The organism is Rhodobacter flavimaris (assembly GCF_021378075.1).
GTDB lineage: Bacteria > Pseudomonadota > Alphaproteobacteria > Rhodobacterales > Rhodobacteraceae > Rhodobacter > Rhodobacter flavimaris.
In genome coordinates this window covers 1-24,331 of sequence record NZ_JAJUOS010000014.1, presented here as the reverse complement: position 1 = coordinate 24,331, position 24,331 = coordinate 1, and the positions used below count along the sequence as shown (strand labels likewise).

19 protein-coding genes, 2 pseudogenes and 1 CRISPR repeat array are annotated in these 24,331 nt (G+C 61.8%); of the genes and pseudogenes, 14 read left to right on the top strand and 7 right to left on the bottom strand.

Annotated features, from left to right (window positions below; translation table 11 throughout):
* Positions 1 to 21: 21 nt before the first annotated feature.
* Genes LZA78_RS15455 through LZA78_RS15445 form a run of 3 tightly spaced genes read right to left on the bottom strand, consistent with a single transcriptional unit; the run spans position 22 to position 4,407 of the window.
* Positions 22 to 357, bottom strand: coding sequence for an acyl-CoA thioesterase (locus LZA78_RS15455; RefSeq protein ID WP_233677821.1), 336 nt, complete (start codon positions 355 to 357; stop codon positions 22 to 24).
* Between the two features lie 50 nt (positions 358 to 407).
* The gene (locus LZA78_RS15450; protein ID WP_233677820.1) at positions 408 to 3,119 is read right to left on the bottom strand and encodes a hypothetical protein; all 2,712 of its coding nucleotides are present in this window, start codon (positions 3,117 to 3,119) and stop codon (positions 408 to 410) included.
* 13 nt (positions 3,120 to 3,132) lie between these two features.
* Complete coding sequence (locus tag LZA78_RS15445) at positions 3,133 to 4,407, bottom strand: ATP-grasp domain-containing protein (RefSeq protein ID WP_233677819.1); 1,275 nt, start codon at positions 4,405 to 4,407, stop codon at positions 3,133 to 3,135.
* 620 nt (positions 4,408 to 5,027) lie between these two features.
* A CRISPR array of direct repeats spans positions 5,028 to 5,594; the repeat unit is 32 nt; unit sequence GTCGCCCCCTTCGCGGGGGCGTGGATCGAAAC.
* 104 nt (positions 5,595 to 5,698) lie between these two features.
* Here LZA78_RS15445 and LZA78_RS15440 point away from each other — a divergent pair.
* From LZA78_RS15440 to iolB, 13 genes and pseudogenes are all read left to right on the top strand, one after another.
* Positions 5,699 to 6,268 (top strand): annotated as a pseudogene (locus LZA78_RS15440) (IS5 family transposase); the annotation flags it as partial.
* A gap of 438 nt (positions 6,269 to 6,706) precedes the next feature.
* Positions 6,707 to 7,735 carry a LacI family DNA-binding transcriptional regulator gene (locus tag LZA78_RS15435; protein ID WP_233677818.1) on the top strand — a complete coding sequence of 343 codons (1,029 nt, stop codon included), beginning with the start codon at positions 6,707 to 6,709 and terminating at the stop codon, positions 7,733 to 7,735.
* Positions 7,736 to 8,002: 267 nt separating this feature from the next.
* Positions 8,003 to 8,947: a sugar ABC transporter substrate-binding protein gene (locus tag LZA78_RS15430; RefSeq protein ID WP_233677817.1), complete on the top strand. Its 945-nt coding sequence runs from the start codon at positions 8,003 to 8,005 to the stop codon at positions 8,945 to 8,947.
* Between the two features lie 84 nt (positions 8,948 to 9,031).
* On the top strand, positions 9,032 to 10,561 hold the full coding sequence (locus LZA78_RS15425; RefSeq protein WP_233677816.1) for a sugar ABC transporter ATP-binding protein: 1,530 nt from the start codon (positions 9,032 to 9,034) through the stop codon (positions 10,559 to 10,561).
* A gap of 15 nt (positions 10,562 to 10,576) precedes the next feature.
* On the top strand, positions 10,577 to 11,593 hold the full coding sequence (locus tag LZA78_RS15420) for an ABC transporter permease (protein ID WP_438811088.1): 1,017 nt from the start codon (positions 10,577 to 10,579) through the stop codon (positions 11,591 to 11,593).
* A 149-nt stretch (positions 11,594 to 11,742) separates the two neighbouring features.
* Positions 11,743 to 12,642, top strand: a complete 900-nt coding sequence (locus LZA78_RS15415) for a sugar phosphate isomerase/epimerase family protein (RefSeq protein ID WP_233677814.1) — start codon at positions 11,743 to 11,745, stop codon at positions 12,640 to 12,642.
* Positions 12,643 to 12,652: 10 nt separating this feature from the next.
* Positions 12,653 to 13,663 (top strand): Gfo/Idh/MocA family protein, encoded by a 1,011-nt coding sequence (locus tag LZA78_RS15410; RefSeq protein WP_233677813.1) that lies wholly within the window; start codon positions 12,653 to 12,655, stop codon positions 13,661 to 13,663.
* 9 nt (positions 13,664 to 13,672) lie between these two features.
* The gene (locus LZA78_RS15405) at positions 13,673 to 14,458 is read left to right on the top strand and encodes a TIM barrel protein (protein ID WP_233677812.1); all 786 of its coding nucleotides are present in this window, start codon (positions 13,673 to 13,675) and stop codon (positions 14,456 to 14,458) included.
* A gap of 61 nt (positions 14,459 to 14,519) precedes the next feature.
* Complete coding sequence (locus LZA78_RS15400) at positions 14,520 to 16,430, top strand: bifunctional 5-dehydro-2-deoxygluconokinase/5-dehydro-2-deoxyphosphogluconate aldolase (protein ID WP_233677811.1); 1,911 nt, start codon at positions 14,520 to 14,522, stop codon at positions 16,428 to 16,430.
* 11 nt (positions 16,431 to 16,441) lie between these two features.
* Positions 16,442 to 18,289 (top strand): 3D-(3,5/4)-trihydroxycyclohexane-1,2-dione acylhydrolase (decyclizing), encoded by a 1,848-nt coding sequence (gene iolD, locus LZA78_RS15395; protein WP_233677810.1) that lies wholly within the window; start codon positions 16,442 to 16,444, stop codon positions 18,287 to 18,289.
* A 25-nt stretch (positions 18,290 to 18,314) separates the two neighbouring features.
* Positions 18,315 to 19,229 carry a myo-inosose-2 dehydratase gene (iolE, locus tag LZA78_RS15390; protein WP_233677809.1) on the top strand — a complete coding sequence of 305 codons (915 nt, stop codon included), beginning with the start codon at positions 18,315 to 18,317 and terminating at the stop codon, positions 19,227 to 19,229.
* Positions 19,229 to 19,417, top strand: coding sequence for a DUF3329 domain-containing protein (locus LZA78_RS15385; RefSeq protein WP_233677808.1), 189 nt, complete (start codon positions 19,229 to 19,231; stop codon positions 19,415 to 19,417). The genes iolE and LZA78_RS15385 overlap by 1 nt, the downstream gene beginning before the upstream one ends.
* Entirely contained in the window at positions 19,414 to 20,223 is an 810-nt protein-coding gene (gene iolB / locus LZA78_RS15380; protein WP_233677807.1) for a 5-deoxy-glucuronate isomerase, read from the top strand. Before LZA78_RS15385 ends, iolB begins: the two co-directional genes overlap by 4 nt.
* 165 nt (positions 20,224 to 20,388) lie before the next feature.
* Here the strand turns inward: iolB and LZA78_RS15375 are convergent, their stop codons facing one another.
* Together LZA78_RS15375 and LZA78_RS15370 are read right to left on the bottom strand one after the other, a co-directional pair.
* Positions 20,389 to 21,561 carry a Gfo/Idh/MocA family protein gene (locus LZA78_RS15375; RefSeq protein WP_233677806.1) on the bottom strand — a complete coding sequence of 391 codons (1,173 nt, stop codon included), beginning with the start codon at positions 21,559 to 21,561 and terminating at the stop codon, positions 20,389 to 20,391.
* Positions 21,558 to 22,511, bottom strand: coding sequence for a TIM barrel protein (locus LZA78_RS15370; protein WP_233677805.1), 954 nt, complete (start codon positions 22,509 to 22,511; stop codon positions 21,558 to 21,560). Before LZA78_RS15370 ends, LZA78_RS15375 begins: the two co-directional genes overlap by 4 nt.
* Before the next feature lie 135 nt (positions 22,512 to 22,646).
* Between LZA78_RS15370 and LZA78_RS15365 the strand changes: the two genes are divergently transcribed.
* Complete coding sequence (locus tag LZA78_RS15365) at positions 22,647 to 23,651, top strand: LacI family DNA-binding transcriptional regulator (protein WP_233677804.1); 1,005 nt, start codon at positions 22,647 to 22,649, stop codon at positions 23,649 to 23,651.
* 315 nt (positions 23,652 to 23,966) lie between these two features.
* Here the strand turns inward: LZA78_RS15365 and LZA78_RS15360 are convergent, their stop codons facing one another.
* Positions 23,967 to 24,221, bottom strand: a complete 255-nt coding sequence (locus LZA78_RS15360) for an AP2/ERF family transcription factor (protein WP_233677803.1) — start codon at positions 24,219 to 24,221, stop codon at positions 23,967 to 23,969.
* Between the two features lie 6 nt (positions 24,222 to 24,227).
* Positions 24,228 to 24,331, bottom strand: a pseudogene (locus LZA78_RS15355) (IS5/IS1182 family transposase); the annotation flags it as partial.

Sequence of the window (24,331 nt, the reverse complement as noted above, 5' to 3'; positions counted from 1 at the left end):
CGTTACGGGCCTGCCTGGCAGTCAGCGGTCGGAGATTGGGCGGGGTCGGCCCTCTCCATCCAGAGCGACAAAGGTGAAGGTGGCGTCAGTCACCTTTACGCTTTCTTCGGCATAGCGATTGCGTCTCCAGGCTACGACGTGGATGCGCATCGACGTGCGCCCCGAGCTGACAAGATCGGCGTACAGCGAAACCTCATCGCCCACTTTCACGGGTTTATGAAAGGTCATGCCGTCCACCGCGATGGTGGCTGAACGTCCCCGCGCTATCCTTGCAGCAAGATTTCCTGCTGCAAGGTCCATCTGCGCCATAAGCCAGCCGCCGAAAATATCCCCGGAAGGGTTCGTGTCGGCGGGCATGGCAATGGTCCGAATGACGTGTTCGCCCGAAGGCTGGTCAAACGACACGTTCAGAGCACATGACCACAAGCGGCCGCTGGTGTTCGTGTGTCCATGTTGCGCCCCCGGTTGAGATGGTCGTCGATCTCGGCGGCTGCGCCGATCATTCGACCGAACAGGAACACCGTAAAGGCGGCGGTTTCAAGATCGCGGGGACTCAGCGCACCCGACTGATAGTCCTTCCAGAGAACGGCCAGAAGCAAGGCCGCGATGATCGCATCGATGTTGACGCAGAATACGTAGGGTGAGGCACCCACCTCGAACAACTCGCGCACCAGGTGGCGGTAGAAGTCGTGGAAAATGTTGTATTCGCTGCGTTCCTCCATGAAGCGCGCGATGAAGCGTTCGCGGGGGTCAAAGTTCTCGGGTTTGCCCTTGAAGATCGGGTGATGCACCCCCGGAAGCGCCCGGACTTCTTGCCCTAGCTCCTTGGCGTGGCGTTTTTCCTCCTTGTAGCTAAGGGCGAACTTGCGGGCCATCGCCTTGAGGTCCAGCCCATGGGCTGGGTCGGTCGGGTCGGTCAGCGCGCAGCCCCGGAACTGGTCGAGCAGGAAGGCCATGCCCTCGAAGCCATTCCCGCCGTGGCTGTAGCCCGAGTGTGTCAGGAAACCGATCATCGCCTTGTTGATCTGTACGCGTTCCGGTGTCTGCGGCCCGTCCGCCGCGACCGCGCCCTTGGCGCCCTGGGCAGAAATCGCGCCCGGACCGTTGGATATCAACAGCCCGATCAGGATCTGAATGTAAAGCGCTTCGGTCGGCCCCGGTTGCTTACCGGTCATGGCAAGGCAACAAAGGTCTGCCATCGTCCAGTTCTGGAAGCGTTCGGAGCGCGGTATACCCCACAGGCTACCTGACTGATGGTGCTCTTTTGGGATAGTCGCCCCGACCATGACGCCATAAAGACGCAGGTACCAGGGAAGCGTCTCGGCCGTGAGGCGGCTGATCCGCTTGCGCACCATCGGTCCCCAGGCGATCGTTGTGGTGATCGCAGCCAGAATTGCGTCTCGCGATAGTCTTTCACCGAAGCTTTGAAGCAGGCGTAGGAAGACAGAGCGGCCGCCGCGTGCTGCGATCGCTGCCAGCATGGCCTCCGGCCTTGGGTCGTCGGCCTCGCCCTGAGTAGCGAGAAACAGTTTACGTGTCTCGTCGTCCACAGAGATAGTCGAGATATCGAAAGCGTCGTCGCGCCCGTCGCGCAGGCCAGACTTCGCGAACAGCTCCACCAACGCTTGTGCACAGGCCAGAGCCCGTTCGACCCGGCGCGGGCCGGTGATCGCCGCGGCGACCGCCATGATCGCGTTTGGCGCATTACCTGCATCGCGCGCAGCATCCGTCGCCACAAGGATCGGGTCGCCTACAAGGTTGACCTCGGCCGACACCGCGATGTCGAGCAGTGCGCGGTCATGGGCATCGGCAAGCTCGTGCACGAGCGGCAACGCGAACATCGCGTTCAGCGGTTGCAGAGCCAAGTCAAGAACCGTGTGCCCATGGACACTTGTCACCTGCGTTTTAGGATCCATGACACTGGCGCCGGACTTGTCCTTCATGCCCTGCCGCGCAATCACGGCGCCGATTTGGTCCGAGAGAGCGGTGATCTGTCCGGCATAGGGGGCTGGCGCCGTCACTATGGGCAGGGCGACATCGGGCGGCAAATGCAGGCCCTGATCGTTTGCGATCCACGGTTTCAGCGCAAGCGAGCCGCGCGGCGGGAAATCGGGTTGCATGTCATTCAGCGCCATAACGGCTGTCAGAGCGGCAGGAATGTCAGCGATGTTGGTTACCAACGCCCCCTTGGCCGACGCGTGCGGTGTTTCTGCAGAGAAGACGCCGTCTGTCCCGAAGGCTTCGATGAACCAGCGCTCTTTGTCCTCGGCACTATCTCCGGAGCCGGCCATTGCGCCGGCGTGGCCGACCGCACGGGTGAGTTTGGACTTCCACCGCCCGACTACGCAGGCAACCACGGGTTTGGACCAGTTGATTTCCTTTTCGTAATATCCGCCCGGTTCTACATAAAGCACCGCAGCCCGCGATCGGGGGTCATTGGCAAAGCCATGCGCAAAGTCGCGCGCGCCATATTGAATGTACACATCCTTCCCGGATGAGATGAGCGTTGTCGTGCCCCAGCCCGCCGTCGCCATGTATTGCGCGATCGTGGTGGTAAAGCCACCCGAATTGGAAAAGACTGCAACCGATCCCTTGAGAAGCGATTCCTCGGGATGGTCGCCGCCAAGAGCGCCGCCGACACGGACGCGAGACCAAGAATCCGCCACGCCAAGACAGTTGCCGCCCACGATATCAATGCCATTGGCCTGTGCCATCGCCCGAATCTCACGCGCGTCGTGAACGGCGATCTTTTCAGTAATGATCACGATCTTGCGCAAATCTGGATTGACCCGGATCAGTTCTGCAACGCCGTCGCGCACGCCCGAGGGCGGCAGATACACGACCCCCGTGTTGAACCGGTGCCCCGCCTTGAGCCCCTCGAGTACGCTATTGAACACCGGGATGTCGCCCGCTGGTGTTTTCAGCACTTGCCCCGAGCGACCGGGCGATGTGCCGAATACGACATTGCCCCCTGAAAAGGCATGGCTGACGGGTGTTACGGTTCGGCTTTCGCCGCCCAGAATATTCAATACGCAGACGCGATCTTCCGGCGTGGCGATCTGGTCGAGACGGTCAATGCCCAGATAATACGGCAAACCGGCGATTCCCTGACGATACATGGCGCGTTCCTCCTCAGGCGTTGATATTCATAGCGCGGGCGATCTCGTCGCGTCCGCCGCTGCGCATCCACTGATCCACCCGTTTCGCATAGGCGACCACTTCAGAGATGGCGCTGTCGAAGCCGAAGAACCGATAGGGCACACCAAGGCTGTCCAGCGTATCGGCCAGATTGCCCATGCCGCGCACCAGGTTCGGCCCGCCGCGACCCACGACTACATAAAGCGGCACCGGCCCGTGCTTGGCAAAATGCTCTCGCAGCGCGTCGCCCATGCCCCGGAAGGTCTCCAGGATATCGGTGTTGTTCGACTTGCCCCCGATGATGAAGAGGACGTTGGTCTGCTTCAGGAAATGGCGGTAGCAGATCGAGGCAACGGCCTTCATCTTCTCATAGGGAGGGTTCCCGCCGAAATCCGATGAGATGATGGCGGCATCGCCCAAAACCTCGGTCACGAGCGAGTTCGCGCCGCCGCCAAAGGTGGGCGCCAGGATCGTTCCCTTGTCATTGATGACGAAGACATCGGACTGCCCCTGATGTGTTCGAAGCTGGTTCACCTCTTGCTCGAAAACCGAGATGTCGGCGGCGAACAGGTAATCCGGCAGTCCGAGACGACCGACGCGCGGGTCATCCCGATCAAAGCCACATTTGAAATCGCAGGCGATTGGCGTCAGGCGGCCATTTCCCCCTGGCATCATGCGGATCGGGTTTAGCTCAAGCGTGGTCATGCCGTAGTGGTGCATGAGCTCCCAGAGCTTTGGCAGATGCTGGACAAGTGGTGAGATGATTTCCTTCGGTGCTCCGAGGCTTGTCAGTGCATTCGCGACGACGAATGCCTTCAACCCGGTCAAGGCGTCGAAAGGCACACTGACGATTTCCGACTTACCCAGTTCTTCGATATCCACGCCGCCGCGATGGGTGATGGTCATCGTTGGGGCGCGAAACCGGGTATCGTCCGTTATGGCGAAATAGACCTCATGTTCCGCCGGAATTCCGGCCTCGAAGGTTACGCCATTAGCCTTGGCCAAGGCATTGCCGTGACGATGTTCAGCGAAGTAAAGCCGTTCTTTCTCTGCTAGTGCCGTCTTCAGGTCATCTGCACGACCGATCAGGCCAGCTTTGCCCTTCTTGCCCACACCGCCCCGAAACAGCGGTTTGACAAAGATGACCCCATGGCGGTCGATGAGCGCTTGGATCTGATCCTCGGTCGCATCCGGTCCCAAAACGTCCGATGTCGGAAAGTCGACATGAGCCAGCAGGCGCGCGCCTGTCAACATGCCTGTCACTTGCATTGGATATCCTCCCACTCCCTTGCGTTGGTGTTGTCTACAAGGCGAACCTGTCGAAGACCTGTCCGGCAGAGCATTTCGTGTAGAACAGTAAAGGGAGCTTGGCTGGAGTGTCTTGTCAGAAGAACTTGGCTTGTGGCGGGCAGGACGGTCACATCGTCTCTTAGGATGACCAAACGCTTTCGCTTCCCCCGCTTTAAGACCAGCCAGGTAGTCATCTAGCTTTCCGTGATGACGTATGTCGGGTTCCTGTTGTCGCTGCGACGTCAGGGGGCTGCTACATGGGCGGGGAATCGACATTTTCCACGAGACGGCCCGATTTTGATTGCATCGCTTCGGGTCGATGTTCGCCTCGGAGATCAGAACACGCCGGACTGAAGGGATGCAGTCAAGCTACCGGAGATAGCATCTCGACTAGATGTCCGCGAAGGTCAACGGGACGCGGCATTATCTCTGGCGCGCCGTTGATCTCGAACGCGATGAGATCAAAAGCTATGTGACAACGTCGCTGGAATAGAGCGGCTGTGCTGAAATTTTGAAGGAAAGCACTAAAGAGGCATGGCTACGCACATATCTTTATCACGGACTGTCCGTCATCATCCAGATATGGCGAGACCTGGTTAGTCGCCCCCTTCGCGGGGGCGTGGATCGAAACCCCGAATGATTGATCTTGAGGGCAGAGCCGTTGGTCGCCCCCTTCGCGGGGGCGTGGATCGAAACCGTCAGAAAGTCGATATGCGTCATGTCAGCCTGCGGGTCGCCCCCTTCGCGGGGGCGTGGATCGAAACATGATGCGAACGAAAATATCCCGCCCGTCAACGTGTTGTCGCCCCCTTCGCGGGGGCGTGGATCGAAACGCCTCAATAACTGCGGTGTGATCGCCATTCGCCCGTCGCCCCCTTCGCGGGGGCGTGGATCGAAACATCGCGACCGCCGACCTGCCATCGGCGGGCTGGCACGTCGCCCCCTTCGCGGGGGCGTGGATCGAAACTTCGACGTGTCGATCGTGACCGATCCGGCCTATGGTCGCCCCCTTCGCGGGGGCGTGGATCGAAACCCTCACTTATAGAGCGTCACGCCGCGCGCGGCGCTGTCGCCCCCTTCGCGGGGGCGTGGATCGAAACATCAGGCCAACGTAGGAGTAGAGCGTCCAAGGGTGTCGCCCCCTTCGCGGGGGCGTGGATCGAAACACTCCGTGCGCGATAGGTGCTAGCTTGCGTCTGGTCGCCCCGGCTCTGATGCACAAATGGCGTGAGGGATTCATCTCGTGAATCCAGCGTGGTAGCTGGGCTTTATGAGCAGACCGAAACCCACGATCTACAAGACCAGGAACTGGCCAGCCTACAATGAAGCGCTCAAGCGCCGCGGTTCGCTGACGATTTGGTTCGACCCCGCGATGAACTGGGATGCCGCGCCGACAGGCAGGCGTGGCCGCCAGCGGACCTACAGCGATGCCGCCATACAGACGTGCCTTTCGATGAAGGTGCTGTTCGGCATGGCGCTCCGACAGACGACCGGGTTCGTCGAGAGCCTGCTGCGGCTGGTTGGCCTCGACTGGACTGTGCCCGACTTCAGCACGCTGTCACGCCGTCAGAAGTCCTTGGCCGTCAACATCCCCTACCGCGGCTCCAAGGGGCCATTGCACCTGCTGATCGACAGCACTGGTATCAAGGTTGAGGGCGAAGGCGAATGGCATGCTCGCAAGCATGGTGGACCCAAACGGCGCGTCTGGCGCAAGATCCATCTCGGGATCGACGAGGAAACGCTGGAGGTCCGCGCTGTCGAGATCACCGGGAGCCACATCGGTGATGCACCGGTGCTACCCGACCTGCTTGGCCAGATCCCGGCGGACGAGCAGATCGGCCACCGTCTGTTCACCCTTCAGCGCTTCAAGCGCCACCTTCGCCTTGAACTCAGGCGAATGCTGCTTCCGTTTCGACATCTCTGATCTCCTTCTCGCCGAAGATCAGCAGACAGCAAATCATAGCTTACGTCAGCGTCCGATCTTCTGGGGGTAGCTCACGTCTATTCACTAAGTGTGTTTGCAGCCGGTTGTAGAGCCTACGGATGAGTGGCCGCTGCGTTACCGACCTTTAATGCTCGCAAATCGTGTCAATCGCTGAACTCATGCACAAAATCTATCGATAACCTGCAGGTTTCTCTTGGTTGTGAATAGGATTTATTGATCGAAGAGTGGGAAGCCGATTTCTTGCTTTGATTGTGCGTACCTTGAGCGGACTCTCATTGATAATGATGGAATGTATCATTAGTCTGACATTGGGCAATCAGAGTGGGAGCCCCTATGTCTCGACCGACAATTGCAGATCTCGCGCGTGAGGCAGGTGTCAGCGTCGCTACCGTCGACCGTGTTCTGAACGGGCGCCTCAAGGTGAGGGAAGAGACGGCGCGACGCGTGCAAGAGGCCGCAGCGCGTATCGGTTATCATGGCGCGAACGCGATCCGGGCCAGGTTGATGGCCGAGTTGCCCGAGTTGCGCTTTGCGCTGATCCTGCAGAAAGAGCGTCATCCGTTTTACCAGAACTTCGCTCGCATATTCCAAGAGCGCGTCGAGGCGATCACGACCCACCGCTTGCGGCTAACGTTGAAATTTGCGCAATCCACCTTGCCAGGAGAGTTGGCGCAGATCCTTACGTCTTTGGCGGGAAAGGTTGACGCAGTTGCGGCAACAGGGATCGATCACCACGAGGTAACGGCCGCAGTATCTTTGCTGCGTCAGCGCGGTATCCCCACGTTTTCGATGCTATCAGACTTCGCGCAGGGGGTTCGGGAGAGCTATATCGGCGTAAACAATCTGAAGGCCGGGCGCGCTGTAGGGTGGATGTTGTCCCGAGTCGCGCCACGACCTGGCAAGATTGCGATCTTCATTGGGGGCCATCGGTTTCATGGGCATGAACTTCGTGAGACCGGGGTGCGAAGTTATTTCCGCGAGTACGCACCGCAATTCGAGCTTTTGAACGCGCAGGCGAATCTGGAAACGCGGCAACTGACCTATGAGGCGACCATCGAGCTGCTTCAGCGACATCCCGACCTTGTGGGGATTTACTGTGCGGGCGGCGGGATGGAGGGAGCGATCGCTGCCGTCCGAGAAGAGCGGAGACCCGGGGATGTCGCGTTGATTGTCAACGAGCTTACGCCGGATTCTACCGAGGCCCTGCAGGATGGGACCGTGACGCTGATCATGGGGACGCCGCTGCAGCAGCTCTGCGAAGAACTCGTGACGATCATGATTCACTCGGTCGAAAACGGCATGGCCGAGAATCCGGGGCAGAGATTTCTGCCATTCCAACTGTGGACCCCGGAGAGTCTCTGATCTCGCGCCCAAGAAAATGATGTAAAGCAATCATTGCTAGCATCATTTTACATCAGAAATGATGGCAATCGACCTCATGGCGCTGTTGACCGGAGGGGTTCGATAGGGAATCTTCTTTCCACGGCGACCAGAGGAGGGGAGCCGAAGCTCACGGAAACCTAAAGGGCAGGGCAAACTTCGCTGCGGCGGAGCACGAAACTTGCATGCCTTAGTCTGGCTCCGGGCAGGCGATATCCGGTGCAATGCACCCCAGTGGAGGAACTACGAATGAAGAAATTGCTGACCGCGACTGCGCTTTGCACCGTGATGGCGGGGGCCGCTTCGGCCGAGAACATCGGTGTTTCGATGGCGCTGTTCGACGACAACTTCCTGACCGTGCTGCGTAACGGCATGCAGGATTACGCGACCTCGCAGGATGGTGTTTCGCTGCAGATCGAAGACGCCCAGAACGACGTCGGCAAGCAGCTGAACCAAATCCAGAACTTCATTGCCTCGGGCGTCGATGCGATCATCGTGAACCCGGTTGATACCGATGCGACGGTGGCGATGTCAGCGGCGGCGGCCGAGGCGGGTATCCCGCTTGTTTACGTGAACCGCCAGCCGGTCAACATCGACACCCTTCCCGAAAAGCAGGCTTTCGTGGCTTCGAACGAAGTTGAATCGGGCACGCTCGAAACCCAGGAAGTTTGCCGCCTTCTGAAAGAGCAGGGCAAGGGCAATGGCGCCAAGATCGTGGTGATGATGGGCGAATTGTCGAACCAGGCCGCCCGTCAGCGCACCCAGGACATTCATGATGTCATCGCCACCGCGGACTGCAGCTTCATGACGATCGTTGAAGAGCAGACCGCGAACTGGTCGCGCACCCAGGGCGCCGACCTTATGACAAACTGGCTCTCGGCTGGCCTCGAGTTCGACGCGGTTGTTGCCAACAACGACGAAATGGCGATTGGCGCCATCCAGGCGCTGAAGGCCGCTGGCAAGGATATGGGCGAAGTGATCGTCGGCGGCGTTGACGCCACGCAGGACGCGCTGGCTGCTATGGCGGCGGGCGATCTCGACGTGACCGTGTTCCAGAACGCCGCCGGTCAGGGCCAGGGTTCGGTGGATGCCGCGCTGAAGCTGGCGCGCGGCGAAAGCGTCGACACCAAGGTCTACATTCCCTTCGAACTGGTGACCCCGGCGAACCTCGCTGACTATCAGTCGAAGAACTGATCGGACGAACAAGGCTTCCGGGGGCGGCGTCGCCGGCCCCGGCATTCCGACCCGGAGGAGCGGGGAGGAGAGGAGGAGAGTTCCATGCTTGATGCAAATCCGGCCAGCGCCCGCAGCCCCTATGACGGCGAATACATCCTTGAGGTGGACAATGTCCGCAAGGAGTTTCCGGGCGTCGTGGCTCTGGACAATGTCCAGCTAAAGATCCGCCCGGGCACCGTTCACGCGCTGATGGGCGAGAATGGCGCGGGCAAGTCGACGCTGATGAAGATCATCGCCGGCGTTTATATTCCCGATCGCGGCGAGGTTCGCTTTGCCGGCAAGCCGATCGACATCAAGGGCCCGATCGACGCGCTGAACTCTGGCATCGCGATGATCCATCAGGAACTCAACCTGATGAACACGATGACCGTGGCCGAGAACATCTGGATCCGGCGTGAGCCGAAGAACGCCTTCGGTCTGGTCGATCACGCGCAGATGAACCGTCAAACGCAGGACCTGTTCGACAGCCTCAATATTCGTCTTGAGCCCAAGGGCCTCGTCGGCGACCTGACCGTGGCACAAAAGCAGATGGTCGAGATCGCCAAGGCGGTCAGCTACAACTCGGACGTTTTGATCATGGATGAGCCCACCTCGGCCATCACCGAGTCCGAGGTCGAGCATCTTTTCGCGATCATCCGCGATCTGCGGTCGCGTGGTGTCGGCATCGTCTACATCACGCATAAGATGAACGAACTGTTCGAGATCGCCGACGAACTGACGGTTTTCCGCGACGGCAAGTATATCGACACCGTTCCGGCGTCGGACGTGACCCGCGACGACATCATCCGCATGATGGTCGGGCGTGAGATCACCGAGATGTTCCCGAAGGTCGACTGCCCGATCGGCGACGTCATCCTGGACGTGCAGAACCTCAGCCTGCCGGGCGTCTTCCATGATGTGTCGTTCAAGCTCCGGCGCGGTGAGATTCTGGGCGTTGCAGGGCTTGTCGGTTCGGGCCGGTCAAACGTGGCCGAGGCGCTGTTCGGTGTGAAACCTGCCGAAACCGGCGACATTTTCATCGATGGCGAGCATGTCGTGATGTCCTCGCCGCAGGTCGCAATGGGCCATGGGCTGGCATTCCTGACCGAGGATCGCAAGGAAACCGGATGCTTCCTGATCCTCGACTGTCTCGAGAATATCCAGATGGCGCTGCTGACCCGTGAAAAGGTCAATGGTCTGGGCTTCGTGCAACAGGCAGAGATTACCAAGCTGGCTGAGGAATACGCGGCCAAGCTGCGGGTCAAGACGCCGAACCTGCACGAGCGGGTCGAGAACCTCTCGGGCGGCAACCAGCAGAAATTGCTGATCGCGCGCTGGCTGCTGACCAATCCAAAAATTCTTATCCTCGACGAGCCGACGCGCGGCATCGACGTGGGTGCCAAAGCAGAAATCCACCGCCTCATCACCCAGCTCGCAGGGCAGGGCGTGGCGGTTCTGATGATCTCGTCCGAACTTCCCGAAGTTCTGGGCATGTCCGACCGCATCATGGTCATGCACGAGGGGCACGTCAGCGGTTTCCTTGACCGCTCCGAGGCGGACCAGGTGCGCGTGATGGAACTGGCGGCGAAATAAGGGGGGCCAATGGCTATGCAAGATACTCTCACGACCACTGGCAAAGAGATGCGGACGCACAAGCGTTTGCCCGCCGAGGTCAACATTCTTTTCGTGCTGATCGGCATTGCGCTTGTCTTCGAGATCCTTGGCTGGATCTTCCAGGGACAGTCGTTCCTGGCCTCGATCGACCGGCTCAAGATCATGATCCTGCAGGTGTCGGTGATCGGCATCATCGCCGTTGGGGTGACGCAGGTTATCATTTCAGGTGGCATCGACCTTAGCTCTGGCTCGGTCGTGGGCGCGGTGGCGATGTTCGCGATGTCCTTCGCGCAAGTCTCGACCTATGCGCGGGCCGTCTATCCGGGCCTGACCGATCTGCCAGCGATTGTTCCCATCCTTCTGGGCCTTGGCTTTGGCGGCTTGATCGGCCTGATCAACGGCTCTCTGATTGCCTACACTAGGATCCCACCGTTCATCGCGACGCTGGGAACCATGGTGACTGCGCGTGGCTTTGCCAAGTGGTACACCAAGGGTCAGCCGGTCTCGTTCCCGACGGATGGGTTTGCCTTCATCGGCAAGGGCATGATGCCCGTCGTGATCTTCATTGCGGTCGCAGTGATTTTCCACGTCGCCATGCGCTACACCCGCTACGGCAAATTCACCTATGCGATCGGCGCGAACCAGCAGGCTGCCCGTGTCTCGGGTATCAACGTCGAACGCCACCTGATCAAGGTTTACATGGTTGCCGCGATGCTGGCCGCGCTGGCCGGGATGGTTGTGGCCGCGCGCGGTCAGACAGCACAAGCGGGCATGGGGCTTGCCTATGAACTCGACGCTATCGCCATGGCCGTGATCGGTGGCGTGTCCCTGACGGGCGGACGCGGATCCATCATCGGCACCGCGATCGGCATGATCATCTTCGGTGTCATTATCTCCGGTTTTACCTTCCTGCGGCTCGACGCCTATTACCAGGAAATGATCAAGGGCGTGATCATCGTGGCTGCCGTCGTTGCCGACGTCTATCGCCAGAAGAACCGCAAGAAGACCTGATCCTCCCGCTCGAAGTGTCCCGCTTCGAGTCCTCCCGCCCGGCGGTTCGCCGCCGGGCGCCCGATCCCGGCTTCTCTGAGGCCACCCTAACCAACCCCCCCTCCGCAGCCCTGGAATCTGGCGCCGCGTGAACCAAGGAGGAACTGCGCATGAAGATCGCGATTGACCCTTTCATGCACCGCCATCTGAGCCTTGAAGAGCTGCCGTCGAAAGTCAAAGAGCTTGGCTACGACTGGATCGAAATGTCGCCGCGCGGCGACTTCCTCGAATGGTTCAAGGCCCCTCGCGTTTTCCCCGACCGCATCAAGTCGTTCAAGAAAGCGCTGCGCGACGCCGATGTCGGCATCGCCTCGCTGCTGCCGATGTATCGCTGGGCCAGTAATGACGAGACCGAGCGTCAGGCGGCGGTGAAGCATTGGAAACGCGCCATCGAGATCGCGGTCGAGATGGAAATCGACACGATGAACTCGGAGTTCGGCCGCGGCCCGCACCCGGACAAGGGCTCGTGCTACTGCTGCCACACGGGCAGCATGATCGAGGCCTGCGAGGACGCCTGGTGGCGCTCGATGGACGAACTCGTGCCGATCTTCGAGCGCGAGGGCATCAACCTGCACGTCGAGCCCCACCCCGAGGACTGGTGCGAGACCCTGCAGCCCGCGCTCGATATCATCCGCACGGTGAACTCGAAGCGCGTCAAGTTCCTCTACTGCGCGCCGCACACCTTCTACTTCGGCGATGACACCAAGGCGATGCTGCGCGAGTCCGCCGACGTTCTGGCCCATGTCCATGTCGGCGACACGTTTAACCACAAGGCCAGCTCGGGCCTGCGCTACATCCTGAACCCTCCGGGTACCAATGCCCGTGTGCACCAGCACCTGAACATCGGTCAGGGCGAGGTGCCGTGGGACGACTTCTTCGGCACGCTGCACGAGATCGGCTTCGACGGGATCATGACCGCCTGCGTCTTCGCTTGGGAAGACAAGGCCGACCACTCCGGCACCTTCATGCGCGCCGAAATGCAACGCTACATCGACAAATTCTGGAAGTGAGGTTCCAACCATGACTGTCAAAATCGGTGTTATCGGCACGGGGATGATCGGCCGCGATCACGCGCGCCGCATCAACCAGGTGCTCGCCGGCGGCAAGATCGTCGCCCTGTCCGACGTGAACCGCGCCTCGGCCGAGGCCGTGAAGGCCGACATCGCCCCCGATGCGGTGGTCTTCGACACTGGCGAGGAACTGATCGCCTCGCCCGAAGTCGAAGCGGTTCTGGTGACTTCCTGGGGCGCCACGCACGAACAATACGTTCTGGCCGCGATTGCGGCGGGCAAGCCGTGCTTCTGCGAAAAGCCGCTGGCCACGACCGCCGAGGGTGCCAAGCGCATCGTCGATGCCGAGGTCGCGCAGGGTAAGCGCCTTGTGCAGGTCGGATTCATGCGCCGCTACGACGCGGGTTATGTCGCGCTGAAAGAGGCCGTGCAGAGCCATACCGGTGCGCCGATCATGGTGCACGCGGCGCATCGCAACCCGACCGTGCCCGAGCAGTACATCACCCCCATGGCGATCCATGACACTCTGATCCACGAGATCGACGTGTTCCGCTGGCTGCTGGATGACGATTATGTCTCGGCCCGGGTGATCTTCCCGCGCAAGGCCGCGCGTTCGCACGGCAAGCTGCGCGATCCGCAAGTCGTGATCCTTGAAACCGCCAAGGGCGTGGTGATCGACGTCGAGATCTTCGTCAACTGCCACTACGGCTATGACATCCAGTGCGAGGTCGTCGGCGAAGACGGTGTTGCTCGTCTGCCGGAGCCGATGGCGATCCAGATGCGTCTTGGAGCCAAGCTGCAAAACCGCATTCTGACCGATTGGAAGGACCGCTTCGTCGCCTCCTACGACGTCGAGCTGGACGATTTCCTGAAGGCCGCCGCGCAAGGCACCGCCTCCGGTCCGAGTTCGTGGGACGGCTATGTCGCTGCCATCACCTCGGATGCCTGCGTCGTGGCGCAGGAGAAAGAGGGCGAGGCTGTCGCAATTTCGCTCCCGGCGCGTCCGGCACTCTACAACTGAGGTGAACCCATGCGTTTCGCGATGAACCATATTGCCGCGCCGAAGGTCGATCTGGTCGAGTTCTTCGAAATGGCAAAACGACTTGGCACCACCGAGGTCGAGATCCGCAACGATCTGCCCAACGTGGTGGCGACCTGGGCGCCCGAAGACGTGAAGGCTGCGGCCGAAAAGGCGGGCGTCACGATCCTGTCGATCAATGCGCTCTACCCGTTCAACGTCTGGTCTGGCGACTTGCCCGAGCGTGCCGTGGCGATGGCCGACTATGCCGCGGCATGCGGCGCAAAGGCGCTGGTCATGTGCCCGCTGAACGACGGCACGCCCGTGTCCCATTCGCAGACTGTTGCGGCGCTCGATGCGATGAAGCCGATCCTGACAGAGCGCGGCCTGACCGGCCTCGTCGAGCCGCTCGGCTTCCCGATCTCGTCCCTGCGCACCAAGGCCGAGGCGATTGCAGCGATTACCGAGGCGGGAGACGATGGCACCTACAAGGTGCTGCACGACACCTTCCACCATCACCTCGCGGGCGAGACCCAGTTCTACCCGAACCGGACGGGCCTTGTGCACATCTCGGGCGTGACTGATCCGGGCGTGGCGGTGGCCGATATGCTCGATGCACATCGGGTTCTGGTGGATGCAGCGGACCGGCTTGAGAACATCGCGCAGATCAGGGCGCTGATCGCCGCAGGGTTCTCCGGGCCCTACAGCTTCGAGCCCTTCGCGGAAGAGGTTCACAACGCCGACGACCCCGAGGCGGCGCTCGCTGAAAGCATCGCCTACGTCAAGGCGCAACTCTGACAAGGCTGGGGGCCTTCGGGCCCCCGGTTCCCCGCGCAGGGGCGAAGGAAGGATGATACCGATGAAGACGCTTGATGTAGTTACGATAGGCCGAGCTGGCGTTGATTTGTATGGGGCGCAGGTTGGCGGTCGGTTGGAGGACATGGGGTCTTTCGAGAAGTATATCGGTGGGTCTCCGACGAACATCGCCTGCGGCACGGCGCGGCTTGGGTTGAAGTCTGGCCTGATCACGCGTGTGGGCGACGAGCACATGGGCCGCTTCATCCGCGAGCAGTTGCTGCGCGAGGGTGTCGATGTGCGCGGGGTCAAGACCGACCCCGAGCGCCTGACTGCGCTGGTGATCCTGGGCATCCGCGACGAGGACCAGTTCCCGCTGATCTTCTACCGCGAGAACTGCGCGGACATGGCGCTGTGCGAGGAGGATATCGACGAGGCGCTGATCGCCGATACGCGCTCGGTGCTGGCCACCGGCACGCATCTGAGCCACCCGCGCACCGAGGCCGCGGTGCTCAAGGCACTGCACCTTGCCCGCAAGCATGGCGCGCGGACCGCACTCGATATCGACTACCGGCCAAACCTCTGGGGCGTGGCGGGTCATGGCGAGGGCGAGAGCCGCTTTGTCGAAAGCGCGGCGGTCACGGCCAAGCTTCAATCGTCGCTGCATCTCTTCGACCTGATCGTCGGCACCGAGGAAGAGTTCCATATCGCGGGCGGCAGCACCTCCACGATCGCGGCGCTGCGCGCGGTGCGTGCGGTCTCGGGTGCCACGCTGGTGTGCAAGCGCGGTGCGCGCGGCGCGGTGGCGTTTGAGGGCGCGATCCCGGACAGCCTCGATGAGGGCCAGAGCGGCCCGGGTTTCCCGATCGAGGTGTTCAACGTGCTCGGCGCGGGCGACGGGTTCTTCTCGGGGCTGATGAAGGGCTGGATGGAGGACGAGAGCTGGCCGAAGGCGCTGGAATACGCCAATGCCTGCGGCGCCTTCGCGGTCAGCCGTCATGGCTGCACGCCAGCCTATCCCTCGCTGGCAGAGCTGGAGTTCTTCCTCAAGCGGGGCGTTGTGCGGCCCGACCTGCGCAATGATGCGGCGCTCGAGCAGATCCACTGGTCCACGAACCGCGCGCGGCGCGGGCTGCCGGACTGGGCGGATTACCGCATCTTTGCCTTCGACCACCGGATGCAGCTGGAAGAGATGGCGGGCTACACGCTGGCCAGGGGCGGCGCCTTCAAGGAGCTGTGCCTTGAGGCCGCGCGCGAGGTGCAGGGCGGACAGCCGGGCTACGGCATCCTGTGCGACAACCGGATCGGGCGGGCGGCGCTGCACGCGGCCTCGGGCACCGGGCTCTGGATCGGGCGGCCCTGCGAATGGCCGGGCTCACGCCCGCTGGAGCTGGAGCCCGAACTGGGCGCCGATTGCGGCGGGCTGGTGCAATGGGCGCGCGAGGACGTGGTCAAGGTGCTGTGCTTCTGCCACCCCGACGATGACGCCAGCACCCGCAGGCACCAGGAGGCCACCGTGCGCAAGCTGTGGGAAGCCTCGCGACGCAACAACCTTGAGTTCCTGCTCGAGATCATTCCCTCCAAGGTCGCCCCGGTGGGCGAGGACACGACTGCAATACTAATCCGGCAATTCTACGAGGCAGGGATCTATCCCGACTGGTGGAAGCTGGAGCCGATGGCGACGCAGGCCGAATGGGCCAAGGCCTGCGTCGCTATCGAGGAACACGATCCGCATACGCGCGGCATCGTGGTGCTGGGGCTCGACGCCCCCGAAGCGGAACTGGCGGCCAGCTTCGAGGTCGCGGCGGCCTTCCCGCTGGTGAAGGGCTTTGCTGTGGGGCGCACGATCTTCGGCTCGGTGGCGCGGGCCTGGATGGAAGGCGATCTGACCGATGCCGAGGCCGTGGCCGAAATGGCGCGGCGCTACCGGCGGCTGTGCACGATCTGGGATGCGGCGCGCAAGCGCGTGGCGTGAGGAGAACTGGGATGGAAACGATCCGTTTGACGGCCGCGCAGGCCATGGTCCGCTGGCTCTCGGTGCAGATGACCGAAGAGGGCGAGCGCTTCATCGAGGGCATGTGGGCGATCTTCGGGCATGGCAACGTGGCCGGGATTGGCGAGGCGCTGCACGGCGCGCGCGACAGCTTTCCCACCTGGCGCGGCCAGAACGAGCAGACCATGGCCCATGCGGCCATCGCCTATGCCAAGGCCAAGGCGCGCAGGCGCGCCCATGCGGTGACCAGCTCGATCGGGCCGGGCTCGACCAACGTGGTGACGGCGGCGGCGCTGGCGCATGTGAACCGCCTGCCGCTGCTGATCGTGGCGGGCGACGTGTTCGCCAATCGCCGCCCCGATCCGGTGTTGCAGCAGGTCGAGGACTTCGACGATGGCACGGTCAGCGCGAATGACTGCTTCCGCCCGGTGGTGCGCTACTTCGACCGTATCACCCGTCCTGAGCACCTCCTGACCGCACTGCCGCGCGCGCTGCGGGTGATGACCGACCCGGCCAATTGCGGCCCGGCCTGCATCGCGTTTTGCCAGGACGTTCAGGCCGAGGCCTGGGACTGGCCGGTCGCGTTCTTCGAACCAAAGGTCTGGCGCATCCGCCGGCCCGAGCCCGACCAGGCCGAACTGGCCGAAGTGGCCGCGCTGATCGGTGCGGCGAAGAACCCGGTGATCATCGCCGGGGGCGGGGTGATCTATTCCGGCGCCGAAGAGGCGCTTGGGGCCTTCGCCAGCAAGCACCAGATCCCGGTGGCCGAGACCCAGGCCGGCAAGTCGGCGCTGGCACAGGCCCATCCGATGAACTTCGGCGCCTCGGGCGTCGATGGTTCGGCAGCGGCCAACGCGGCCAGCCGCGCGGCGGATCTGGTGATTGGGGTCGGCACGCGGCTGCAGGACTTCACCACCGGCTCGCGCACCATGTTCGCGCCCAATGCCAGGCTCGTCTCGATCAACATCCACGGCTATGACGCGGCCAAGCACGGGGCGGTCAGCCTTGTGGCCGATGCGAAGGTCGCGCTGGAAAAGCTGAGCGCGCTTCTGGGCGATTACAACGCCAGCCCCGATACCGAGGCGCGGACCGACTGGCTGCGCGCCGTCGATGCGCATTGCGCAGCCCCCACGGGCGACGGCCTGCCGAGCGATGCGCAGGTCATCGGCGCAGTGCAGCGCGCGACCGGCGAGGCCGCCATCGCCATGTGCGCCGCGGGCACCATGCCCGGCGCGCTGAAACTCCTGTGGCAACCGTCGCAGGGCGGCTATCACATGGAATACGGCTATAGCTGCATGGGCTACGAGGTCGCTGGCGCGATGGGGATCAAGCTTGCGCAGCCCGCGCGCGAGGTGATCTGCTTCGTGGGCGATGGCAGCTACATGATGGCGAACTCGGAGCTGGCCACGGCGGTCATGCGGCGCATCCCCTTCACCGTGGTGCTGACCGACAACCGCGGCTATGGCTGCATCAACCGGCTGCAGACCTTGGGCTGCGGCGGTGAGCCCTTCAACAACATGTATGTCGATTGCAACGTCGCAGTGCAGCCGACCATCGACTACGTGGCCCATGCCGCCTCGATGGGCGCGCATGCCGTCAAGACCGCCGATATCGCCCAGCTCGAGGCCGAGGTCAAAGCCGCCCGGTCGCGCGACATCCCGACCGTCATCGTCATCGACACCATCGCCCGCGACTTCCCCGGAACCGGTCTCGAAACCAGCGCAGGCGAACACGGCCACTTCTGGGACGTCGCCGTCCCAGAAACCTCAAACCGAGAAAAACAACGCAATTACTTCGCGCGATACCTCGAACAAACCGCAAAAGCCAAACTAGTGAACTAAACCATCGGCCCCCGGAGAAACGACCATGATCCAATACGGCACCAACCCCATCGCCTGGGCCAATGACGACGACCAGTCCATCGGCGCCCATATCCCGACCGAACAGATCCTGCACGAGGCGGGCGAAGTCATCGGCTTCGACGGGATCGAGAACGGCCATCGCTGGCCCACTGATCCGCAGGCGCTCAAGGACACGCTTGGGAAATACGGGCTCAAGTTCATCTCGGGCTGGTATTCGACCGAGCTTCTGACCCGCTCAGTGGCAGACGAAATTGTCGCCTGTCAGGAACATCTCGCGAAACTGAAGGTTAACGGCTGCAAGGTCTGCATCGTTTGCGAATGCTCGAACACCGTGCATGGCAGCCCGACGACTCCGGTCAATGCCCGCCCGCGCCTGAGTGCGGAAGAGATGGTGGCTTTCGGCGCAAGGATGGAAGAGTTCGCGCAGTACCTTGCCTCGCAGGGGATCACGCTGGCGTACCATCATCACATGGGCACCGTGGTCGAAAGCCCGGCCGAGATCGACGCCTTCATGACGGCCACAGGCCCCGCCACGCATCTGCTTTTCGACGCCGGGCACTGCACCTTTGGTGGAGGTGACCCCGAGGAAGTATTGGCTCGCCACGTCGGTCGCGTCGCCCATTTCCATGCCAAGAACATCCGCCGCGACGTCTGTGAACAGGTCCGGGCCGAGAACATGTCCTTCCTGCAAGGCGTTCTTGCCGGGGCATTCACCGTGCCGGGTGACCCGGAAGGCGCCATTGACTTCCTGCCCCTGTTGAAGATCCTTGCGGGGGCCGGTTACGACGGCTGGTTGGTGATCGAGGCAGAGCAGGACCCGAACGTGCGAAACCCGTTGGAATACCAGTCGCTCGGCCTGCGCTCGCTCAAGGCGATGGCGCGCGAGGCGGGTCTCGATACGGCGGAGGCTGCTGCCTGATGTTCGACCTCGACGATCCCTGGTTCCGTCCACTGTGGCTGCGCATCGCCGTGGTTGGCGTATGCATCGGCTGGGGGATCTTCGAGGCGCTCGGCGGAAACTCGGGTTGGGCGATGCTGTTCCTGGCGGCGGGCGGCTATGCCGCCTGGCGCTTCTTTGTAACCTTCAACCCCGGAGAAGACGAATGACCAGCCTTCTGCGCAAACCCTTTGGCAGCCACGGCAAGGTGCATGAGATCACGCCGCAGTCGGCGGGCTGGCGCTATGTCGGCTTCTCGCTTTACCGGCTGCGAGCAGGCGAAAGCGCGTCAGAGGCCACGGGCACGAACGAGGTGATCCTCGTCATGGTCGAGGGCAGGGCCGCGATCACCGCCGCCGGGCAGGACTGGGGTGTGCTGGGCAAGCGGATGGATGTCTTCGAGAAGACCCCGCCGCATTGCCTTTACGTCCCGAACGGGCAGGACTGGGCGGCGGTAGCCGAGACCGACTGCACCATCGCCGTCTGCGCAGCCCCCGGCAAGGGTGGCCACCCTGCCCGCCGGATCGGCCCCGATGGCATCACCCTGACCGAACGCGGCAAGGGCACCAATACGCGCTACATCAACAACATCGCCATGGAGGCCGAGGACTACTGCGACAGCCTGCTGGTGACCGAGGTCTTCACCCCGGCGGGTCACTGGTCGTCCTTCCCCAGCCACCGCCATGATGAAGACGACTTCCCCCGCATCACCTATCTCGAAGAGACCTATTACCACCGGCTGAACCCCGGCACCGGCTTCGGCATCCAGCGGGTCTATACCGATGACGGCAGCCTGGACGAAACGATGGCGGTCAAGGACGGCGACGTGGTCTGCGTTCCGCGCGGCCATCACCCCTGCGGCGCGCCCTACGGCTTCGAGATGTATTACCTCAACGTCATGGCCGGCCCGCGCCGCAACTGGCGCTTCGTCCCCGCACCCGAGGTTGAGTGGATCATGGAACGGGATGCGAAATGATGACTTGGAACTCTGGTTAGGGCTTGCAGCGCAAGTCTACTGGATCGACTAGGTCAAATTCGCGGAAACAAGAAAGGCGGCGCTCGGGCAGCGCCGCCTTTCCTTTCAGAGATCTGCCTGCGGTTTAGAGCCTCCGTTTCCGGCGGGATGTTTCGCCCAGCACGATCACTGGTAATCGACCCAAACTCCGCCCAGATCGGCCGAGCGCACACAGTTCTCGACCCAGCGGACGCCCTCGACCCCTGCCTTTGCGCCGGGATAGCGCAGGTCTTTGATCTGCTCTGGCTTGCCCGCATCATGTGCCTCGATTGCCAGCGCAAAGCGGTAATACAGGTTTGCCCAGGACTCGAAGAGCCCTTCGGGGTGTCCCGCGCCGATGCGGTCGTCAATGAGCGATGAGGGATGCAGATAGCCCATGCCGCGATCCAGGATGCGCGCAGGTTCCCCCTGAACCTCGAAGCGCAGCTGGTTGGGGTGCTCGTCCCACCACTCGACAGAGGCTTTCGACCCGACAATCCGTATCTTCTGGCCGTGCATCGATCCGGCATTTACCGCCGATGTCCAAAGCGTTCCGAATGCTCCCCCTTCGTATTCCATCAGGGTTATTGCGTTGTCCTCAAGCGGGGCGCGCGATGCCACGAAACTCTGACGTGCGCAGAGCAATCTCCTGATCTTGAGGTCGGGGCAGATCACCTCGGAGATATAAAGCGGGTGGGTCGCCAGATCTCCAAGGACGTAGCTTGGCCCGGCAAAGCGCGGATCGACACGCCATTTCGCCGCCGGGTTCGCCAGCTCTACGGGTTCGTTGTGAAAACCATGCGCGAATTGCAGGTTGACCAGCCGGATCTCACCCAGGGCACCACTCGCGACAAGCCGCGCGGCCTCTTCGATCATCTGATGTCCGGAATAGCCGTAAGTCACGCCGATGATCAGCCCACGCGCTTCTGCCAACGCCTGCAATTCCTCGGCTTCGGCGGTCGTAAAGGTCAGGGGCTTTTCGCAGATGACGTGGATGCCAGCCTCCAGCGCCGCCCTGCTGATCTCGTAATGCGTGTTGTTTGGGGTGGCGATCGATACCGCACGGATACCGTCTTCCCGCGCGGACTCAGAGGTGAACATCGCGCGGTAATCGGCATAGCAGCGCGCAGGATCAAGGCCGAGTTCGGCACCAAAATCCCGTCCACGTTCGGCGTTCAAATCGAATGCCCCCGCGACGAGGTCGAAGTACCGGTCACGCAGGGCGGCTGAACGGTGAACATAGCCAATCTGGCTGCCTTTGCCTCCGCCGACCATACCCCAGCGGACAGTGGATTTCGTAATGCGCTCACCGTTGATCATTCGGCAGTCTCCGTGATGGTAGCGTGGGCAAAGCCCACGGAATTGAGGAAGTCGCGCGACTTGCGCACGTCGGATAGCGAACCATGCGCGTTGCGCGGGTCGCGCTCCTGCTCGACGGTGATGAAGCCGGCGTAGCCGCGAGCGGTCAGAAAGGCTTGAATGGCCCGGTAGTCGATGCAGCCATCGCCAATCGGGCACATCACGCCCTCTGCGCAGGCATCGAAAAAGCGGATGCTGCGGCTCAGGACATCGTCGAACTTGCTCCGGTCGATATCCTTAAAGTGAATATAGTCGATCCTGTCCCAGTAGGTTTCGAGGGCTTCAATGGGGTCAATACCAGCATAATAGCTGTGCCCGGTGTCGATGCAGAAACCTGCCTCCTCGACCGGGATGTCCTGTGCGATCTTGGCGATCTCGTCGGCGAACTCGATATATCCGCCCGCGTGTGGATGAATGACTGCGCGTACACCGAACTCGTCTCGCGCGATGCGGGCGATGGATCGGATATTGGCGACCATCCCGGCCCAGTCCGAGTCGCTTAGGCGCTGCGCGCGGCCGCCGTGACCCGCCGCGAAGTCGCGTTCATCATGTCCCCAGTCCATGACGGTCAGATAAGGGGCTGCATGCCTTTGGCCCGGCGCACGCGGGGGTTTGGGCAGATGGGTAATGACGGCGCAGATCTCGCGCGTCTGGCGCTCAAGATTTGCTCGGTTTGTCGGATCGACCAGATCGTCAAAGATCGTTCCCGCAACGACATAAAGACCGCGTGCCGCCAATTCGTTCGATACCAGCGCGGCATCGAGCGGCATGTAGCCGTAGGGACCAAGCTCAAGTCCGCCATAGCCGGCTGCCGCCGCCTCATCCAGTACGCGCCGCCAATCGGGAAGATTGGGGTTGCTCACATCGTCTACCCCCCAGCAGCAAGGCGCTGTGGTGATCGTGATCGTCATGGCTGATTCCTCCTCCGTCCTTCCCAAGCACTATCCTCGGCATACGACGTATCGAAGTTGAGACTTGATGGTTTCCCCTCAAACTGCGAGCAATGATCTCGCTCGTTTGGGCTATAACCGCCGTGAGGAGGTGCCATGACTCGCACCAGGATTACGCTTGAAGATGTGGCGCGCGCGGCCGGAGTGTCGGTTGCTACGGTTGACCGTGTCGTCAACCAGCGTGGCGGCGTGGCAACTGACAAGGAAGCGGCGATCCTGCGGGAAGCTAGACGCCTTGGCCTTGACCGAAAGCTCGCTATTCGGCCGACCGCAATCAAGCGCATCGGCGTCTTGATCCAGCCGCCGTCCAATCCATTCCACGCGCAATTGCGCGAAGGGATCGAGCAGGCGCGGGCCATCTATCGTGACCAGAACCTTCTGCTCCAAATCGAGCATATTGACCCGACCCGACCGCACATGATCGCGGCCCAGATCGTGCGCATGGGGGCTTGGGCGGACGGCTTGATCCTGACGGTTCCGGCATCGCCAGACATTTTCGACGCGATTCAATCACTGCCTGAACGCGTTCCCGTCGTGACCATGGCCGACGATGTCCCCGGATGTCGGCGTGCCGCCTTCATCGGCCCGGATGACGAAAAATCAGGGCGCGTCGCGGGCGACTTGATGGGGACACTGATCGGCAGGGAAGGCGGCGAAGTTCTGGTGTTGATCGGGCGCTACGACATGCCCGGCCACAGTGCCCGTGCCGAAGGTTTCGCCCAAGTTCTGGCTGAGCGGCATCCAACTGTTCGAGTGATGCAGGTTATTGAAACACACGAAGACAAAGCGGCGGCGGCCACTCTGGCATTGCAGGCCCTGCGTAAGAATGCCCGGTTGCGCGGGGTGTATCTATGCTCGACCGGCAGTGCAGAGATCACGGCGGTATTGCCGCATACCGAAATCGCAGTCATCACCCATGAGTTGACTGCCACGCGCCGCGCATTGCTTAAAGCGCGGAAGCTGCAGGCCGTTATTGATCAGAAGCCAATTCTAGAAGCCCGTTTGGCGGTCGAGACCATCGCCCACCTCATCGGTAGGCTCGAAGGGCAGGCTGGTTCGATCGCCACCGATATCCAGATATTCATGCCCGAGAGCGTTTGAAGTAACGGTCGGGCAGTCGGCCTATTTCTCCGAGGCAGTGTTATGGTGATTGGGCCGCTAGGGCGAATCTGCCCTGTCTTACGGAACTGTGCTGCCCTTGCATTCGGGCTTTGACCTATTCGAGTGGCGATAATGTTCGGCATAGGTCTAATCCAGCCCCCGCAACCAAACTTCCTAAATGATATCAACACGCTACGCGCCGCCTAAGGGCGGTAATCTGCGTTGCGCTCTCGGCGCTGGAAGCAAACTGGAAGCAACCGGAGAGCGAAAACGGGTGTGGCTGAGAGGCAACGCCACAGAACTTGCGGTCCGAACCTAAACATCCAACTTTCTGCGCTTTGCCATGAAGCGGCTGTAGCGGACGCGAACTTCATCTACAGCGTCCATGTTCGGTGGTTGGTCGGGAAAGTTCAGGAAACCAGAACCGCCGAAGAGCAAAAACGCGGCCGCATCATATACTTCAGCCGCATATCGCTCATCATCGTAGCCTCCAAGAAACATATTGCCCTCGTTAATCGCGATGAACACCGCCCAATAAGCGCTCCCATCGCTTCTAGGGTCCAGACTCATTGAGTTTCATAGCCAGAACAAGACGGTTGCAGCGAGCATGATCGTGGAGAAGAAGGTTTCCGGGCACCGGTCGTATCGGGTCGCCACGCGCCGCCAATCCTTCAACCGCC

What these genes read in the sequence shown, in the direction of transcription:
- LZA78_RS15455 (WP_233677821.1), bottom strand. Translation starts at nt 357, where the DNA reads ATGCCCGCCGACACGAACCCTTCCGGGGATATTTTCGGCGGCTGGCTT.
- LZA78_RS15450 (WP_233677820.1), bottom strand. Translation starts at nt 3,119, where the DNA reads ATGTATCGTCAGGGAATCGCCGGTTTGCCGTATTATCTGGGCATTGAC.
- LZA78_RS15445 (WP_233677819.1), bottom strand. Translation starts at nt 4,407, where the DNA reads ATGCAAGTGACAGGCATGTTGACAGGCGCGCGCCTGCTGGCTCATGTC.
- LZA78_RS15435 (WP_233677818.1), top strand. Translation starts at nt 6,707, where the DNA reads ATGTCTCGACCGACAATTGCAGATCTCGCGCGTGAGGCAGGTGTCAGC.
- LZA78_RS15430 (WP_233677817.1), top strand. Translation starts at nt 8,003, where the DNA reads ATGAAGAAATTGCTGACCGCGACTGCGCTTTGCACCGTGATGGCGGGG.
- LZA78_RS15425 (WP_233677816.1), top strand. Translation starts at nt 9,032, where the DNA reads ATGCTTGATGCAAATCCGGCCAGCGCCCGCAGCCCCTATGACGGCGAA.
- LZA78_RS15420 (WP_438811088.1), top strand. Translation starts at nt 10,577, where the DNA reads ATGCAAGATACTCTCACGACCACTGGCAAAGAGATGCGGACGCACAAG.
- LZA78_RS15415 (WP_233677814.1), top strand. Translation starts at nt 11,743, where the DNA reads ATGAAGATCGCGATTGACCCTTTCATGCACCGCCATCTGAGCCTTGAA.
- LZA78_RS15410 (WP_233677813.1), top strand. Translation starts at nt 12,653, where the DNA reads ATGACTGTCAAAATCGGTGTTATCGGCACGGGGATGATCGGCCGCGAT.
- LZA78_RS15405 (WP_233677812.1), top strand. Translation starts at nt 13,673, where the DNA reads ATGCGTTTCGCGATGAACCATATTGCCGCGCCGAAGGTCGATCTGGTC.
- LZA78_RS15400 (WP_233677811.1), top strand. Translation starts at nt 14,520, where the DNA reads ATGAAGACGCTTGATGTAGTTACGATAGGCCGAGCTGGCGTTGATTTG.
- iolD (WP_233677810.1), top strand. Translation starts at nt 16,442, where the DNA reads ATGGAAACGATCCGTTTGACGGCCGCGCAGGCCATGGTCCGCTGGCTC.
- iolE (WP_233677809.1), top strand. Translation starts at nt 18,315, where the DNA reads ATGATCCAATACGGCACCAACCCCATCGCCTGGGCCAATGACGACGAC.
- LZA78_RS15385 (WP_233677808.1), top strand. Translation starts at nt 19,229, where the DNA reads ATGTTCGACCTCGACGATCCCTGGTTCCGTCCACTGTGGCTGCGCATC.
- iolB (WP_233677807.1), top strand. Translation starts at nt 19,414, where the DNA reads ATGACCAGCCTTCTGCGCAAACCCTTTGGCAGCCACGGCAAGGTGCAT.
- LZA78_RS15375 (WP_233677806.1), bottom strand. Translation starts at nt 21,561, where the DNA reads ATGATCAACGGTGAGCGCATTACGAAATCCACTGTCCGCTGGGGTATG.
- LZA78_RS15370 (WP_233677805.1), bottom strand. Translation starts at nt 22,511, where the DNA reads ATGACGATCACGATCACCACAGCGCCTTGCTGCTGGGGGGTAGACGAT.
- LZA78_RS15365 (WP_233677804.1), top strand. Translation starts at nt 22,647, where the DNA reads ATGACTCGCACCAGGATTACGCTTGAAGATGTGGCGCGCGCGGCCGGA.
- LZA78_RS15360 (WP_233677803.1), bottom strand. Translation starts at nt 24,221, where the DNA reads ATGAGTCTGGACCCTAGAAGCGATGGGAGCGCTTATTGGGCGGTGTTC.